The 13,378-nt window shown below is 34.3% G+C and carries 17 protein-coding genes; 15 read left to right on the top strand and 2 right to left on the bottom strand.

All coding sequences use genetic code 11. The features are described from left to right. Positions 1 to 74 precede the first annotated feature (74 nt). The 5 genes from QWY86_RS19300 (at position 75) to QWY86_RS19280 (ending at position 5,552) form a co-directional block, all read left to right on the top strand. Positions 75 to 1,280 carry an HlyD family secretion protein gene (locus QWY86_RS19300; RefSeq protein WP_290244537.1) on the top strand — a complete coding sequence of 402 codons (1,206 nt, stop codon included), beginning with the start codon at positions 75 to 77 and terminating at the stop codon, positions 1,278 to 1,280. Continuing rightward, the gene (locus QWY86_RS19295) at positions 1,277 to 3,493 is read left to right on the top strand and encodes a peptidase domain-containing ABC transporter (RefSeq protein WP_290244535.1); all 2,217 of its coding nucleotides are present in this window, start codon (positions 1,277 to 1,279) and stop codon (positions 3,491 to 3,493) included. Before QWY86_RS19300 ends, QWY86_RS19295 begins: the two co-directional genes overlap by 4 nt. Positions 3,494 to 3,569: 76 nt before the next feature. Next, positions 3,570 to 4,163 (top strand): DUF4142 domain-containing protein, encoded by a 594-nt coding sequence (locus QWY86_RS19290; RefSeq protein WP_290244534.1) that lies wholly within the window; start codon positions 3,570 to 3,572, stop codon positions 4,161 to 4,163. 135 nt (positions 4,164 to 4,298) lie between these two features. Next, on the top strand, positions 4,299 to 5,066 hold the full coding sequence (locus QWY86_RS19285) for an SDR family NAD(P)-dependent oxidoreductase (RefSeq protein ID WP_290244533.1): 768 nt from the start codon (positions 4,299 to 4,301) through the stop codon (positions 5,064 to 5,066). Positions 5,067 to 5,162: 96 nt separating this feature from the next. Further along, positions 5,163 to 5,552: a LytR/AlgR family response regulator transcription factor gene (locus QWY86_RS19280; RefSeq protein ID WP_290244531.1), complete on the top strand. Its 390-nt coding sequence runs from the start codon at positions 5,163 to 5,165 to the stop codon at positions 5,550 to 5,552. A gap of 41 nt (positions 5,553 to 5,593) precedes the next feature. Here QWY86_RS19280 and QWY86_RS19275 read toward each other — a convergent pair whose 3' ends face one another. Next, positions 5,594 to 6,007: an HlyD family secretion protein gene (locus QWY86_RS19275; RefSeq protein ID WP_290244530.1), complete on the bottom strand. Its 414-nt coding sequence runs from the start codon at positions 6,005 to 6,007 to the stop codon at positions 5,594 to 5,596. Positions 6,008 to 6,028: 21 nt separating this feature from the next. On the opposite strand from QWY86_RS19275, the gene QWY86_RS19270 reads away from it, so the two are divergent. From QWY86_RS19270 to QWY86_RS19255, 4 genes are all read left to right on the top strand, one after another. Next, on the top strand, positions 6,029 to 6,346 hold the full coding sequence (locus QWY86_RS19270) for a LytR/AlgR family response regulator transcription factor (protein ID WP_290244529.1): 318 nt from the start codon (positions 6,029 to 6,031) through the stop codon (positions 6,344 to 6,346). A gap of 81 nt (positions 6,347 to 6,427) precedes the next feature. Beyond that, positions 6,428 to 6,616, top strand: coding sequence for a LytTR family transcriptional regulator DNA-binding domain-containing protein (locus tag QWY86_RS19265; protein ID WP_290244528.1), 189 nt, complete (start codon positions 6,428 to 6,430; stop codon positions 6,614 to 6,616). Further along, positions 6,588 to 6,713: a LytTR family transcriptional regulator DNA-binding domain-containing protein gene (locus QWY86_RS19260; protein ID WP_290244526.1), complete on the top strand. Its 126-nt coding sequence runs from the start codon at positions 6,588 to 6,590 to the stop codon at positions 6,711 to 6,713. The genes QWY86_RS19265 and QWY86_RS19260 overlap by 29 nt, the downstream gene beginning before the upstream one ends. A 117-nt stretch (positions 6,714 to 6,830) precedes the next feature. Continuing rightward, complete coding sequence (locus tag QWY86_RS19255) at positions 6,831 to 7,046, top strand: hypothetical protein (protein ID WP_290244525.1); 216 nt, start codon at positions 6,831 to 6,833, stop codon at positions 7,044 to 7,046. A 24-nt stretch (positions 7,047 to 7,070) separates the two neighbouring features. Here the strand turns inward: QWY86_RS19255 and QWY86_RS19250 are convergent, their stop codons facing one another. After that, on the bottom strand, positions 7,071 to 7,301 hold the full coding sequence (locus QWY86_RS19250) for a hypothetical protein (protein WP_290244523.1): 231 nt from the start codon (positions 7,299 to 7,301) through the stop codon (positions 7,071 to 7,073). Between the two features lie 193 nt (positions 7,302 to 7,494). On the opposite strand from QWY86_RS19250, the gene QWY86_RS19245 reads away from it, so the two are divergent. The 6 genes from QWY86_RS19245 to QWY86_RS19220 all read left to right on the top strand — a co-directional run bounded on the left by QWY86_RS19245 (position 7,495) and on the right by QWY86_RS19220 (position 13,342). Beyond that, positions 7,495 to 7,839, top strand: coding sequence for a hypothetical protein (locus tag QWY86_RS19245; RefSeq protein WP_290244521.1), 345 nt, complete (start codon positions 7,495 to 7,497; stop codon positions 7,837 to 7,839). 102 nt (positions 7,840 to 7,941) lie between these two features. Next, positions 7,942 to 10,356 (top strand): TonB-dependent receptor, encoded by a 2,415-nt coding sequence (locus tag QWY86_RS19240; RefSeq protein WP_290244520.1) that lies wholly within the window; start codon positions 7,942 to 7,944, stop codon positions 10,354 to 10,356. 16 nt (positions 10,357 to 10,372) lie between these two features. Beyond that, a complete protein-coding gene (locus tag QWY86_RS19235) occupies positions 10,373 to 11,296 on the top strand; it encodes a DUF4625 domain-containing protein (RefSeq protein WP_290244519.1) in 924 nt (307 codons plus the stop codon). Positions 11,297 to 11,353: 57 nt separating this feature from the next. Next, positions 11,354 to 11,824, top strand: coding sequence for a DUF4625 domain-containing protein (locus QWY86_RS19230; RefSeq protein WP_290244517.1), 471 nt, complete (start codon positions 11,354 to 11,356; stop codon positions 11,822 to 11,824). Positions 11,825 to 11,853: 29 nt separating this feature from the next. Continuing rightward, positions 11,854 to 13,092 (top strand): hypothetical protein, encoded by a 1,239-nt coding sequence (locus QWY86_RS19225; RefSeq protein WP_290244516.1) that lies wholly within the window; start codon positions 11,854 to 11,856, stop codon positions 13,090 to 13,092. A gap of 97 nt (positions 13,093 to 13,189) precedes the next feature. Next, positions 13,190 to 13,342, top strand: coding sequence for a hypothetical protein (locus QWY86_RS19220; RefSeq protein ID WP_290244514.1), 153 nt, complete (start codon positions 13,190 to 13,192; stop codon positions 13,340 to 13,342). The last annotated feature ends 36 nt before the right edge of the window (positions 13,343 to 13,378 follow it).

The following is a 13,378-nucleotide window of genomic DNA, read 5'->3' as shown; positions in this document are numbered from 1 at the left end:
AAGAGCCGTTATTTCGGTTCTTTTTTGTTTATACTAAAACTAAATACGCTCGTTTTCGTATATAATTTCTAGATATGGATAGCGAAAAATATATATTTCCGAAAGAAGTTATTGAAAATACAGCCGAATATCATTTTCATTCACATAACTCAAGAACTAAAATAATCTATCAGGTTTTACTGGTTACCCTAATGGTGGCGTTTCTTTCTATTTTTTTAATTAAGGTAGATGTAAATGTTAAAAGTACTGGTTTGTTTAGGCCAACTGCCGAGCGTAATGAGATTAAACCTTTGGTTGCGGGCAGGGTAGATTCTCTCTTTATCAAAGAAAACATGCATGTTAAGGCTGGTCAGGTTTTACTTACCATTAAAAAGGAGAACATAGAAAGCCAGGATGAGCTTAATCAGTTTCAACAAACAGATGTTGAAGACCAGCTTTATGATTTAGGTTTGCTAATAAATGCTTATAGAAGAAATGATTGGTCGAAAAAACTGCCGTTAAAGTCTGGCGTTTATGGACAGCAATACAGCTATTTTATGCAAAGAGTTAGCGAGGCGAAAGCACGTTACCAGCTTGCACTTAAAAACTTTGAACGTTTTGCTTACCTATATAAAAGGAAAGCGGTTTCTGCAGTAGAATATGATGAAGTTAAGCTTAAAAAAGACAATGTTTTTAACGAATTATCTTTAATTGGCGAAGAACAAGGAAGTAAGTGGCAAACTGAACTTAATCAGCTAAGAATTCAAAATCAACAACTTGATACAAAAGATAAACAATATACAGAGGAAAAGGAATTTTACACCATTAAGGCTCCACTAACTGGAACTGTGCAAGAATTAAAGGGTATTCAACCTGGAAGTTCTATCTCCGCAAATGAAATTCTTGGTGAAATTTCTCCCGATTCTGGCTTAATTGCAGAAACCTACGTTCAGCCGAAAGATATTGGATTGTTAAAGATTGGTACAAAAGCCAGATTTCAAATCGATGCATACAATTACAACGAATGGGGGATGGCCACTGGGAAAATCATTTCCATATCAAATGATATTTTTATGCAGAACGGTGTCCAGCCTTTCTTCAAGGTTCGTTGTCTGCTCGATAAAAATAGCTTGAACTTAAAAAATGGTTATGTAGGTAAAATTAAAAAAGGCATGACTTTGCAAGCCCGCTTTTTTGTAACCAGACGTACACTTTTCCAACTGCTTTATGATAAGGCTGATGATTGGCTGAATCCAAATGTTATTCCAGATGCTAAAGAGATACAGACAACCAGCTTATGAAACTAAATACATTTTTTAGCAGCCTAAAGGCTAAATTTTCTTCGGGCAAGCAAGCTAAAAGAACCATTATAAAACAGCACGATGTTACCGATTGTGGAGCAGCTTGTTTGGCTTCTATTGCCATTCATTATGGTTTAGATATGCCAATTGCCAGAATAAGGCAGTATGCATCTACAGATAAAAAAGGTACAAATGTTTTAGGTTTAATTGAAGCGGCCAGTAGGTTAGGTTTTTCGGCAAAAGGTGTTAAAGCCGATTACGATAACTTATTCAGCATTCCATTGCCTGTTATTGCACACGTTATTCAAAATAATTTACCGCACTACGTTGTGCTTTATGCCATCCATTCTGATTATATAGAGGTTATGGACCCAGCCTACGGAGAAATGCAAAAACTAACCCATAATGAATTTAGGCAAAAATGGACTGGCGTTTTATTAATGCTGTTGCCTGGTGATGATTTTACCGCTGGAACGGAAAGAATCTCGCTTGAAAAAAGGTTTTTATATTTGTTGATGCCCCATAAATCCATACTAATTCAGGTTTTAATAGGTGCAGTTTTTTATACAATTCTAGGTTTATCTTCCTCAATTTTTCTTCAAAAGATAGTTGATAACGTTTTACCCGAGGGTAACACAAACTTGCTTAATTTGATGGGAACAGTAATGATAATCATCATTCTATTACAAATTTTTATCAATTACGCCAAAACCTTACTTACCATTAAAACTGGTCAGCAGATTGATGCCCGATTAATTTTAGGCTATTATAAGCATTTGCTGAAACTTCCGCAACAGTTTTTTGATACGATGCGTGTGGGTGAAATTATTTCGAGAATGAACGATGCGGTAAAAATCAGGGCTTTTATAAATGATGTTTTAATCGGCTTTGCCGTAAACATATTTATCCTGATATTCTCTTTTGCGCTGATGTTTACCTATTACTGGAAACTGGCATTGATCATGCTGATTGTTATTCCATTATATGCGATAATTTATTATTTCTCAAATAAGTTAAACAGAAGCACACAGCGTAAATTGATGGAAAAAAGTGCCGATTTGGAAAACCAATTGGTAGAATCGGTAAACTCCGTTAGTACAATTAAGCGTTTCGGATTGGAAAATTTCTCCAACCTTAAAACTGAAATTCGGTTTGTAGAGTTGCTGAAAACCGTTTATACTTCAGGTACAAACTCTTTGATGATTGGTAATGCCAGTAGTTTTGTTTCAAGTATATTCTCGGTTATTTTATTGTGGGCGGGTGCAAGTTTTGTGCTTCAAAATTTAATTACACCAGGCGAGCTTTTATCATTTTATGCCATTATTGGATATTTTACCGGGCCAGTTATTGGATTAATCGGTATGAATAAAGTTTTCCAGGATGCAAGAATTGCTGCCGACAGGCTTTTCGAGATTATGGATTTGGAAAGGGAAAGTACCGAAAATCGTACCGAATTTACGCCAGATATGCTTGGCGATATCGAATTTAAGCATGTTAATTTCCGGTATGGAACTCGTGTAACCGTTTTCGAAGATTTTAACCTAAAGGTTGAAAAAGGCAAAATTACTGCAATAGTGGGCGAAAGTGGCTCAGGTAAAACTACTTTACTTTCTTTATTACAAAATATTTATCCGCTGCAATCGGGAAACATTATGATTGGTGAGTTTGATATCAATTATCTAACTAACGAAAGTTTAAGGAAATTGGTTGGCGTGGTTCCACAGGATGTTCATTTATTTGCCGGGAATGTGATTGATAACATTGCTGTAGGTGAGATGGAGCCTGATATGAAACGAATTGTTAAAATCTGTAGTCAGTTAAATATTTTGGATTTTATAGAAAATCTGCCTCAAGGTTTTCAAACTTATTTAGGTGAAAATGCCACAACACTTTCTGGCGGACAAAGGCAAAGATTAGCCATTGCGAGGGCCTTGTACCGAGAACCAGAGATTTTAATTTTGGATGAGGCCACTTCATCATTAGATTCTACATCAGAAGAATATATTCACAATGCAGTTTCAATTCTAAGAGAAAAAGGCAAAACCATTATCTTAATTGCGCATCGTTTAAGTACAGTTATTAATGCTGATAAAATTGTGGTTTTAAATAAAGGGGAGATGATTGAAGAAGGAAACCATAAATCATTGTTGAAAAAAAATGGTATTTATAAAGAAATGTGGATGAAGCAATTTCCGGTTATGGAACAGATTTAACTCAAACCTTCTTTCGATTTTGATGTTGTAATTTAAGTAATCCATTGATAATTAATTATATCCTAAAAAAATCTTTATGAGAAAGTTATTAAGTATTTCATGTTTGGCAGCTTCGCTGATTTTAATTCAGGCTTGTGGTAATGGCTCGAAAACAGAAAGTACAAAAATTGCCGATAGTGCTAACAATGCAAAAATAGATACCACAAAAAACAATCCGGATACGATAGCCATTGATGTAGATAAAAGTGATGCTGAATTTGTGGTGAAAGCAGCAAATGGCGGTATTGCCGAAGTTGATTTGGCTATAATTGCTCAGCAAAAAACTAAAAATAGTGAAGTTAATGAATTTGCAGCGATGATGATTGCAGACCACACGATGGCGAATGAAGAATTGAAAGCTTTAGCAGCGAAAAAGAATATTACTTTGCCTTCATCAGTAGGTAAAGATGAGTTAAAAATAAAAGACGAGTTAACCAGAAAAGAAGCAAAGGATTTTGATAGAGCTTATGTTGATGCGATGGTTAAAGACCATAAAAACGATATTAAGCTTTTTGAAGATGGAAGTAAAAAGCTTAAAGATAACGAGCTAAAAGCTTTTGTGGATAGAACTTTGCCAACCTTAAAAAAACATCTTGCTGATATTCAGGAACTCCAGAAAAAGGTAAAGTAACATTGCACTATATAAATTTGAGCACATTTGTTAAAATGCAGATGTGCTTTTTTATTTTAATTGATTACTAATCGATAAATTTTATTTAAAACAAAAAAGCTTTCTAAACCTTAAATAATAAACTCATTATTTAATATGAATCGATTTGAAAATAAAACAGTTTTAGTAACAGGAAGCAGTCAGGGAATTGGATCAGCATGTGCGTTAAGGTTTGCTCAGGAGGGTGCTAACGTAATATTTAACGGACATAAGTTTGATGAACGTGGTGAAAAACTTATTGCCGAAGTAAAGGAAATGGGTAGGGAAGCAGTTTTTATTGAAGCAGATATCAGCAGTAAAAAAGGCGTTGAAAAATTAATCTCAGAGGCTATCAAAGCATTTGGTAGCCTCGATGTTTTAGTTAATAATGCAGGCATGGAAATTAAAAATCCATTCTGGAAAATTACTGAAGAAGAATATGACGATGTAATGAATACAAATTTTAAAGGTTTGTTTTTTGGCATTCAGGCATTTACAAACTATTGCATCAATAAAAAAATTGCTGGAGTAATTGTAAATGTTAGTTCTGTTCACGAAGAAATACCTTTTCCAGGTTATGCGGCATATTGCGCAAGTAAAGGTGCAGTGAAGATGCTTTGCAGAAACTTGGCTATTGAACTTGCAGAGTTTAACATCAGAATTAATAACGTTTCTCCGGGAGCAATTGAAACGCCAATTAATAAATCTCTGCTAAACGATAAAGAAAAGCTAAAGAATGTATTAAATAATATTCCTTTAAAACGTTTAGGCAAGCCAGAAGATGTTGCCGGAATTGTTTCTTTTTTAGCTTCTGATGATGCTGCTTACGTAACTGGGTCGAGTTATTTTGTAGATGGTGGGTTAACTTGGCAATACGAAGAATAAGCAAACTAATTAATTTTAATCGTTTTGGTTGTATTATTTATTATACTTTTTTAATTATTTCTGAACAATTTATAACTTAGAGTGTTTCAATCTTCAATGAAAAACTCTAAATTATATCGCTGTGTAATCGTAGACGATGATAGGATGTCTATTGATATCCTTACAGGTTACATATCTAAAGTTCCAAAACTTAAGATTCTTAAAAGTTATGAGTCTGCTTTAACCGCTATCCATGAAATTGATGTAGATGATCATATAGACTTTTTGTTTTTAGATATCAGAATGGATATTTCTGGGATAGATGTTGCGAAAATTTTAAGAAACAAGGTTAAATTTATAATTTTTGTTACCGCTTACGATGAATTTGCACTTAATGCATTTAGTGTTGGTGGCGACCAATATTTAGTCAAACCTGTTTTCTTCCCTAAATTTTTAGAAACAATTAATCAGGTTTTAAGGAGAAATAATGCTGGTGTTATTTCTTAAAATCAATAGGAAAATGTTTATAAACGAGATTATTAATCCGTTTAAGAACCGGTTAGTTTTCTAATCTGGTAAAAAAATCGTTCGATTAACCTTAAATCTTGCGTTACAATTTCAGCATTGCCTTTAAGTTCCTTATCAAATGGTAAAACTTTGTTGTATGAAGTTTGTAATCCTTTTGGGAGCGAAACATCAACATAGTAAGTTCCTTTTTCATCAGGAGTGAAAGAAATATTCTGTACAAAACCCTCAACAATTCCATATTCCTGGTATCGATAGTTATCTAGTTTGATTAAAACTTTTTCTCCTTTAACAATCTTTCCAGAATTGACTGCCGGAACTAGCATTTTTCCAATAACCGCTTTTTTATCCATTGGTAAAATAGACAATATGGCTTCCCCTCGTTTTACAAACTGGTTTACTCCCCACAATTGCTGAAAACTTGCAATGCCATCCATAGAAGAAATAATCAGATAATTTTGTTCCCGCGCTCTCAGGGCTCGCTTCTCGATTACCTGGAAGTAATTGGTTCTTCGGCAGAGATTGCTTTAGCAGCGAAGGAAATTCCTGCTTTAAAACCAGATATAATTTTAGCTGATATTCGTTTAAGAGATGGGGATAGCTTTCATCTTTTCTATGAAGTTGGAATTAACGATTTTCAGGTTGTTTTCCTAACTGTATACGATCAATATGATATACAAGCCCTTAATTTAGGTGCATTTGGATATTTACTCAAACCAATTGATGAGGTATCACTCACCGCATTATTAAATAAATGTTTTCACCATCGCGAGTAGGCGAAATTCGAGCAGCAACAATTAGCCGTTGCAAGAGACTATTATCTGGCTCAGGGTTTAGATGCAACTAAACGCATAGCTTTGAAAAGTGTAGAATTTATTGAAGTGGTTCCTATTGAGGATATTACGTTTTGCAGAAGCGATAAAGGCTACACAACATTCTACTTAAATAATGGTCACGAAATTTTATTGTCGAAAGGCTTAAATGAATACGAGAGTTTATTAACACCCTTCGGATTTTTTGAGGTGTCACCAATCCTTTTTAGTTAAATTTAAATACGTTAAGAAGTATTACCGAGAAGGCTATTTACAAATGGAAAATAAAGAAAATATTTTAGTGTCGAGCAGGAAGAAAGATGAGGTTTAAGGTATTTAGAAAATATTGCCTAATCTGTAAAATAAAACCTACACCGGCTTGTTGTATCTTTTTATAAACTATAATTCAATAGCTACGTTTAATAAGTGTAAAAATTACACGAAGCCTATGAAAGACATAACAAAAACCGAAACCAGAATAATTAATTTTGATGGAACAATTATAATTTTAACCGGAGAAAAATCTAATGAAAAACTTTACAGAGTTAGAATAGATGGCGTTTTTAGCGGACACATAGAAAAAAAAGAGAGGGAGTTTGTTCCTACTTCGGGCAGCAACATCAAAGCAGTCTTTGTCGAAAAAATTTGCGAACTAATTAATTAGATAAAAAACTTCTGCAACTTTAAACTAAGCACTTTTTGCCGAAGCAACTGTTTCAGTTATTCTATATAGCAACTCATCATTAATGGAATGTTGTTCCGAAAGTTGCCAGTTTCCAGATATATGTTCAAGATATCCCCTAAAAGCACTATCAACCAGTATCCGAAACTTCATCGGGTTTTCCTTATCTCTATTGATGACAATCGTTTGATCGCCTATAATCAAAATTCTGGTTTCTGTGCCTTTATTGCTAAACATATTTAACTAGTTTGGGTGATTCTCTGTTTTGTGGAATAACAGCAACTTATAAATTATGTTCTTAATATTTTTGTTACTTAAAGCCTAATTAAACCTCGACAGGCAGTGTTTCTAACATATTTCAAGCCTTAATTTTCCTTTTAAAAAAAAATATTTTGGATACTTTAATATTTAAATGCAATTTTGTTGCGATTTGAAAACTAAGGGAACATCTATATCAGTTTTTGCAGGAAAAATAATTTCACTAACGCTTGTGATGGTTTTTTTCTGCATGATTGCACTTCAAAGTTTTCATCATCACCAAAATGCAAGTCGTAGTAACGATTTTCGTTATAAAACCTCGATAACAAAATCAGAACATTGTAAAGTCTGCGATCATTTTGTTCATCATAAAAGTCCGGCTTTAGTACAGCATTTTATTTTTTCCGAACTAAATGTCGATATTTCTCAACCTGTTAAAGGTGGATTGCATTTGCTCGGCAATTATTCAGCCTTAGTTCATTGCTTTACCAATAAAGGTCCGCCAGTAGCTGCATAACATTCTTTTGCCCCAAACCAGGGCTTTTAAATAATCATTTACTATCCGCTTGGCACCTTAATCTTTTGATTTTGATACCTTTTTGTCGGCCAATTTTTTACAATGAAGAAAATGTGCCTGCTGTTCATCAGCTTGTTAGGCTATTCTGCGCTTTTTGCGCAAAGCTTTCGTCTATCTGGGAAAACGATTGATACTTATGGAAATTCAATTCCGGATGTATCGATAACTATTATCGAAATCGGAAAGACAATTCAATCAGATAAGAGCGGAGATTTTTCTTTCCCAGATATTCCAGAGGGGAAATATGAACTTATTGTAACCCACACCAATCATCAAAAATTACACAAAATGATTACAGTTTCTAAAGATTCTGCATCGTTTACATTGGTGCTTAAGCCTAAAATTCTTCAACTGGCAGAGGTTGAGATAAAGGAGAATTTTGCCGAAAGGAGATCGCAAGAAGAATCTATGAATATTGAAACGATAAAGCGTGATTTCTTGTTGAAAAATTTGGGTGGAAGCTTGATGAAATCTTTAGAAAGACTTCCGGGTGTTAAAACCATTGGCATAGGCAGCGGGCAATCTAAACCACTAATTAGAGGGATGGGCTTTAACAGAGTTGTTGTAATAGATAAAGGAATGAAACACGAAGGGCAGCAATGGGGTGCAGATCATGGTTTGGAATTAGACCAGTATGCTGCCCGGGAAGTTGAAATTATAAAAGGTTCAGCATCTTTTGCTTATGGTTCTGATGCTATTGCCGGTATTATCGATACGAAACCGCCTTTACTTCCTCCGGCCAATTCACTTGGTGGAAGTGTTGATTTAACTGGTAAATCCAACAATGCATTTTATGGTACATCTGTCAATTTATATGGGCGAAACAAAAATTGGTTTTTCGATTCGAGGGTAACTTATCAAAAGTATAGTGATTATAAAGTGCCTACGGATTCTGTATATGTTTACGATTATGCCGTTGCGTTAAAAGATGGTTTCCTTAGAAATACTGCCGGGGGAGAAACAGACCTTAATTTGAGCGCAGGATACGTAAATGAGAAATTTCGTTCCGTTTTCTACTTCAGCAACATTAATAGTAAAAGCGGATTTTTTGCAAATGCACATGGTTTAGAACCAAGAAGGGTAGATGTTAACCTGCATGATGCATCATCAAATGATATTTTAACGCCAAGCCAACAGGTTAATCATTTTAAAATTATTAATCGAACTGATTTTCGGATTGGATTGCACCATTTTAAAATTGACTTAGGTTTTCAACACAATTTTCGTGAGGAATTTAGCCCTTACGTGAATCATGGGTATATGCCGCCAATTTATCCATCAAACCGTAATGTGCCATCATATTTAGAGCGAGAATTTGATAAAAGTGTTTTCGCAGCCAATTTTAAAGATTTAGTAAGCATTGGGAAACACGAATTAAATTTCGGTTTGAATACCGAATACCAAAACAATAAAATTAGCGGTTGGAGTTTTTTAGTTCCGGCTTTTAGGCAGTTTACCCTAGGTGCTTTTATTTATGATAAGTTCAAAATCACTGATGAAATTTTATTGCTTGGCGCTTTAAGATATGATTTTGGTCATATTTCGATGGATAAATACAACGATTGGTTTTTATCTCCGGTTGCAATTAACGGAATGGAAACTGACCAATATTTAACCAGAGCAAATGATTTGACAAGGAATTTCAACAGTTTTGTTTATTCAGTCGGAATGAATTTCAACAGAGGAAAATTCTCGCTTAAATGGAATTTGGGTAAAAGTTTTAGAATGCCAATAGCGAAAGAATTAGGTGCGAACGGCGTTAATTATCATTATTTCAGTTACGAAAAAGGAAATCCAAATTTATCACCAGAAATATCTTATCAGGCAGATTTTGGTTTAAGCTATAAAACTCAAAGTTTATCAATCAATTTTAGTCCATTCTATAATTATTTTCCTAATTACATCTATTTAAATCCAACGGCATTGCACGATTACGATTATGGTGCCGGAAACCAGGTTTTCGAATATGCGCAGAGCAAGGTGATGCGTTATGGAGCTGAGTTTCAGATTAAGGCAAATCTTATTAAAAATATCTCGGTTGAGGCTTTGGCAGAATATCTTTTTGCAAAACAACTTTCTGGAGATAAAAAAGGTTACGTGTTGCCGTTTTCTCCACCACCATCGGTTTTGATAAATCTATCATACAATAAGGATTTTGGTTCAAAATTTAAAGAAAGTTACTTATCAATAGATTATCGTTTAACATCACGACAGGATAATATTGTTCCGCCTGAGAAAAAAACAGATGGTTATGGCATTATTAATATTCAAGCTGGTACAAAAATCGATGTTGGCGGCAGAGCAATCTCGGTAAATCTTCAGGCTCAAAATCTTTTAGATAAAAAATACCTTAATCACACAAGCTTTTACAGGTTAATAGAATTGCCCGAGGCTGGTCATAATCTAATTCTCTCGCTAAACATTCCATTTTCCATCAGAGAAAACTCATCAAAATAATTTATCGAATACTCATATGAAAACAAAAAAAATACTAATCACAATTCTATTGACTACAAGTATAATGAGTGCTTGCAAAAAAGATAATCAGGATGATAAAATTGCCACAATTGAAAATCTGGAAATTGGTTTGAATAACAATGAAATCGGCATCCTTGGTAAGGATTTTCATTTTAATGCTGATGTTTTGGCTGGAGATAAACTTGAAACCATAGAGGTGAAAATTTTACCAAAAGGCAGCGAAACATATTTAAAACCCTGGAAGTATGAAGTAGTTTGGGACCAGTACAAAGGTGCGAAAAATGCTAGTGTGCACAAGCATTTTTCTATACCAAACGATGCTGTTGAAGGTAAGTATGATTTTGTAATTATAGTAAATGAGCAGGATGGTAAAAGATTTGAATTAAAAAAATCTATAACCATTTATAGCGAGGCAAATGCCCCTGTTAACCCTACAGCAAGTATTTTTAATGTATTTTCAAACAATGCTCGTTTTTATCGTACTGGTGCATTTATTGTTAACGGTTCAAAATTAAAAAAGGACGATTTAATACATGCTCAAGTTACCATATCAAATGTAAAAGGTGATGGTAAAATGTACATTTTGTTTATCAACAAAAAGCATAATCATCGCCCTGAATCAATAGATAAAATAGATTTTACTAAAGCTATTGTGTATGATGTTGTAGAACATAAAGGTTGGACAAAAACTGATTTTTTTTCAAACTCAACATTCGATGCTGTTACCAATATAACTACCCGAAACTGGCCTAATATGATTGTTGGTGGTACACAAGACAATAATTTCCCTACACCAAATGCAATTTCGGGTGCGAAAATCTGGGAATCGGGCACATATTATTTTGGCGTTGTTTACAAAAATTCCACTTATAATATCAGTTTTTATCAATATATCGAAATACCTGTAGAAATTAATTAATTCAAATCGGTCGGGCGTAAAAATCTGACATTAAATCACTTATCAAATCATTTATTTATGAAAAAACAATTCGCAATTTTTTGCCTGGGCTTTGCCTTGCTCATTTCTTCCTGTAAAAAGGAAACCGAAGAAGTAGATACAACTTACCCAGTAATTGATGTAAGCACAGCTGCCGCATTCCCGAAACAATGTAGTGTGATAAAAAGGGGGGAGAAGTTTTTGTTCAAAGCGGCTTTCAGTGATAACGTTGAGTTGGGTTCATCAAGCATTGATATTCACCATAATTTCGATCATCATTCGCATAGTACAGAAGTTAGTGAATGTAACATGGAACCGATTAAAAGTCCGGTAAAGCCCTATTTGCTAATCAAAACATTGAATATTCCAGCGGGACAAAAAGCTTATAGTATAAGTGAAGAAATTACCGTCCCGGCCGATGTTGACCCAGGCGATTATCATTTTCTAATTCGCCTTACAGACAAAGCCGGATGGCAAAGTATTAAAGGCATCAGTATAAAAGTTCAATAATTAATCATTCATATTATAAAAATCAAATCATGTTAAACAACTATTTTAAAAAAGCCACACTTCTTTTTGTAATCGCAGCAGCTTTTGCAGCTTGTAAAAAAGATAACAACGAACCACAACCCGAAACACCGGATGCCAAAAAAGAATTTAAATTTGTTCGCGTTCTCGTGGCTGATGAGCTGTCGAGCAAATTAACTCAAATCGATCCTTTTAATGCAGCTATTACTTTTTATGATGCTAAATTTCCATTAGCAAACCTTTATGGAACTGCGGGTGGTAGATACGCGAATGTTTTGTATCAAAGCCAAAACCTTGTAGAAGTTTTTGATAGCGGTTTAGCTAGCCACACCGACCATGTAGATGTTGCAGGTTTACCAAAATGGGCTTCGATTACATCAACAGGATTAAAACCTACACACTTTAAAAGTTCAAAAGATGAATCCCTAATTTTTAACGATGCGGATGGAACTTTAAGTTTAGGTAAAGAAGCTGATTTTAATACTGCGAATGCAAAATTTAAAACCATAAACGCAGGCTTGTTAGCGCATCATGGTGCTATGGCTAATTTTGATAATGGTACTATTGCGGTTACAACAGCTGCTACAGCAAGCGCATCGCCTACTAAAGCAATAATTATTGATAAGGATGGTAGAACAATTCACCAATCAAAAGTAGATTTTGGTAATATTCATGGTAATGCAAGTGATGGTATAAACGCAGTTTTTGGTGGTTTTACAAATGCTGCCGCAACAGCAGGGGGCGTTCTGGTTGTAAATTCTTCTGGTACACAAAAGGTAATTGCAAATCCTGACGGTTTTGGCGCATTTCGCTTAGCAACTATTTTGTATGCAGATGCAGCTGATAAATTTATCGGTTATGTTGCCACTAAGGGTGCTTATTCGATTGATATCGTTAATAACAAAATTGCTCCGATTTACACAGGTGCTGATGCTTTCCAGTGTAAAGTTGATTATGCTGGTAAAAATTTGTTGATTTTAACTTTAGACGGTAAATTAAGAATTTACGAATTATCGACAGGTAAACTTATTAAGGAAGGAACAGTAATTTCGGCTGTAATTGCTACCGATACTTACAAGCCAGTTTTAGAGGCAACTGCTAAATTTGCTTACATCGCTTTGCCTGCAAGTGGAGAAGTTGCCCAAATTAGTTTAACTGATTTTAGTGCTGTTATAAAACATAAAGTTTCTGCCCGCCCGGTTAAATTAGCACTTTTTGGCTTTGAAACCAGTGCAGGACATAATGATTAATTTCAGTATTAATGACTAAAAAAGCTACTGAAAATATTTCAGTGGCTTTTTTAAAACATTTTTGCCTAAATGTGGTTATGATATAAATTCTCTAGATATGTCAAAGCGTAACTCACAATTTCAAAGGTTAACTATCGATACGCCAAAAGATAAATTATCATTTATCTGGCCTATAAGCTTAATTATTGCATTAATTACGTTAACTTATTTTTTAGGTCCTGATAACTATTCTTTTTGGCTGGCGCAGTAATTCGCTTATGGCTAATCATCAATAGCATTACCCAAT

The sequence above is a fragment of the Pedobacter aquatilis genome, assembly GCF_030409415.1.
GTDB classification, from domain to species: Bacteria; Bacteroidota; Bacteroidia; order Sphingobacteriales; family Sphingobacteriaceae; genus Pedobacter; species Pedobacter aquatilis.
The sequence above is the reverse complement of the archived record's forward strand: the minus strand, read 5'-3'. Positions and strand labels throughout refer to the sequence as shown.

Coding starts and splice junctions, on each gene's coding strand:
- QWY86_RS19300 (WP_290244537.1), top strand. CDS start 75: ATGGATAGCGAAAAATATATATTTCCGAAAGAAGTTATTGAAAATACA.
- QWY86_RS19295 (WP_290244535.1), top strand. CDS start 1,277: ATGAAACTAAATACATTTTTTAGCAGCCTAAAGGCTAAATTTTCTTCG.
- QWY86_RS19290 (WP_290244534.1), top strand. CDS start 3,570: ATGAGAAAGTTATTAAGTATTTCATGTTTGGCAGCTTCGCTGATTTTA.
- QWY86_RS19285 (WP_290244533.1), top strand. CDS start 4,299: ATGAATCGATTTGAAAATAAAACAGTTTTAGTAACAGGAAGCAGTCAG.
- QWY86_RS19280 (WP_290244531.1), top strand. CDS start 5,163: ATGAAAAACTCTAAATTATATCGCTGTGTAATCGTAGACGATGATAGG.
- QWY86_RS19275 (WP_290244530.1), bottom strand. CDS start 6,007: ATGGATGGCATTGCAAGTTTTCAGCAATTGTGGGGAGTAAACCAGTTT.
- QWY86_RS19255 (WP_290244525.1), top strand. CDS start 6,831: ATGAAAGACATAACAAAAACCGAAACCAGAATAATTAATTTTGATGGA.
- QWY86_RS19250 (WP_290244523.1), bottom strand. CDS start 7,301: ATGTTTAGCAATAAAGGCACAGAAACCAGAATTTTGATTATAGGCGAT.
- QWY86_RS19240 (WP_290244520.1), top strand. CDS start 7,942: ATGAAGAAAATGTGCCTGCTGTTCATCAGCTTGTTAGGCTATTCTGCG.
- QWY86_RS19235 (WP_290244519.1), top strand. CDS start 10,373: ATGAAAACAAAAAAAATACTAATCACAATTCTATTGACTACAAGTATA.
- QWY86_RS19230 (WP_290244517.1), top strand. CDS start 11,354: ATGAAAAAACAATTCGCAATTTTTTGCCTGGGCTTTGCCTTGCTCATT.
- QWY86_RS19225 (WP_290244516.1), top strand. CDS start 11,854: ATGTTAAACAACTATTTTAAAAAAGCCACACTTCTTTTTGTAATCGCA.
- QWY86_RS19220 (WP_290244514.1), top strand. CDS start 13,190: ATGTCAAAGCGTAACTCACAATTTCAAAGGTTAACTATCGATACGCCA.